At 37.7% G+C, this 1,260-nt stretch carries 3 protein-coding genes; all 3 read left to right on the top strand.

All coding sequences use genetic code 11. The features are described 5' to 3' along the window. Positions 1 to 512 (top strand): immunoglobulin-like domain-containing protein (locus HPK16_RS16445; protein ID WP_343064827.1); only part of this gene is annotated, 512 nt, incomplete at its 5' end. A gap of 121 nt (positions 513 to 633) precedes the next feature. Further along, positions 634 to 1,131: a DUF4352 domain-containing protein gene (locus tag HPK16_RS16440; RefSeq protein WP_181677978.1), complete on the top strand. Its 498-nt coding sequence runs from the start codon at positions 634 to 636 to the stop codon at positions 1,129 to 1,131. Between the two features lie 28 nt (positions 1,132 to 1,159). Next, on the top strand, positions 1,160 to 1,260 hold a 101-nt coding region (locus HPK16_RS17040), incomplete at its 3' end, for a hypothetical protein (protein ID WP_181677977.1).

The following is a 1,260-nucleotide window of genomic DNA, read 5'->3' as shown; positions in this document are numbered from 1 at the left end:
CAGAAAGTACTTCTACACTAACAGCAAGCACATACTTGTTAGGTACAGGTAATGTAACAGGAACATATACAGGAACAGTGAAATATGTGGCTGTTAAAATCAATGACACAACATACACTAAAGTCCCAGTAAATGCAGATGGCACGTACACTTACTACATCAAAGATAAAGTAACTAGTAAAGACGATGTTATCACGGTTCTAGGGTATGACTCAACAGGCGCTGTTGTCGCAGAAAAAGCAGTTACACTTGATCCAGGCGTTGCACCAACGATGAAAGCAGACGAATTCGTTATTGGAACAACTAGAAATGTAACAGGAACGTTTACAGGCGGCATTAAATATGTCGGTATTAAAGTAGGCGACACAACGTACAGCAAAGTCCCAGTAGCAACAGATGGCACGTACACTTACTATGCGAAGGACAAAATTACAGACGCAACAGAAGAAGTAACGGTTCTAGGCTATGACTCTGTCGGACTTGCTTTAGAAGTTAAAGTAACAGTTAAATAAAATTTAGATACCACTCGGTGTGATGACTAAACTAGCTTTAGTCATCACACATTTTAAAAAATTAACTTTGAAAAAAAGAGCAATTTCATATAAAAATAATAGAACATAGAGGAGTAATATGATGCTAAAAAAAGTTATGTTAATCGCGATGTCAGGCGCTTGTGCCTTATCACTAGTTGCTTGTTCGGCGACACCAACTAAAGAAGAAACACCAAAAACAACGCAAGAAGCAAAATCAGAAAAAGAAAAAACGTATCCAGCTAAAACAGTGAACAATATAGAGATGCAAATCAAAGGTATTGAAACAACGGAGAACGGCAAAGGCGACAAAAACATTGTGCAAATAACCATGAGTTTTAAAAATGAAACAGATAGCAAATACGGTATCGGCGGCAATGACTTTATTTTCAAATCTGGTGACAAAACGTACCAAGTGAAAACGGATGCCAACAATATCGGAACAGAAATCGCAGCTGACAAAACAGTGAGCGGAGCCATCAATTTTGAATTGCCGAAAGATGTAAAATCTGGCGAGTTTTCCTACCAACCAGTGACATTCGGAAAAGACAAACCAAAAGTACTCGCAACATGGAAAATTTCAATTCCAAACAATAAGTAAATTTTAAAATCTACGAGGAGATGATTCTTTGAAAATCGCAGTTATTGGGTTAGGCTATATCGGTTTACCAACGGCTATCATGTTTGCTAATCATGGTCAGAATGTGATAGGTATCGATCTGAAAGAAGA

The organism is Paenilisteria rustica (assembly GCF_013820765.1).
In the GTDB taxonomy this organism is placed as follows: domain Bacteria; phylum Bacillota; class Bacilli; order Lactobacillales; family Listeriaceae; genus Listeria_A; species Listeria_A rustica.
Note: the sequence above shows the minus strand (reverse complement) of the source record. Positions and strands in the feature narration are given on the sequence as shown.

What these genes read in the sequence shown, in the direction of transcription:
- HPK16_RS16440 (WP_181677978.1), top strand. Translation starts at nt 634, where the DNA reads ATGCTAAAAAAAGTTATGTTAATCGCGATGTCAGGCGCTTGTGCCTTA.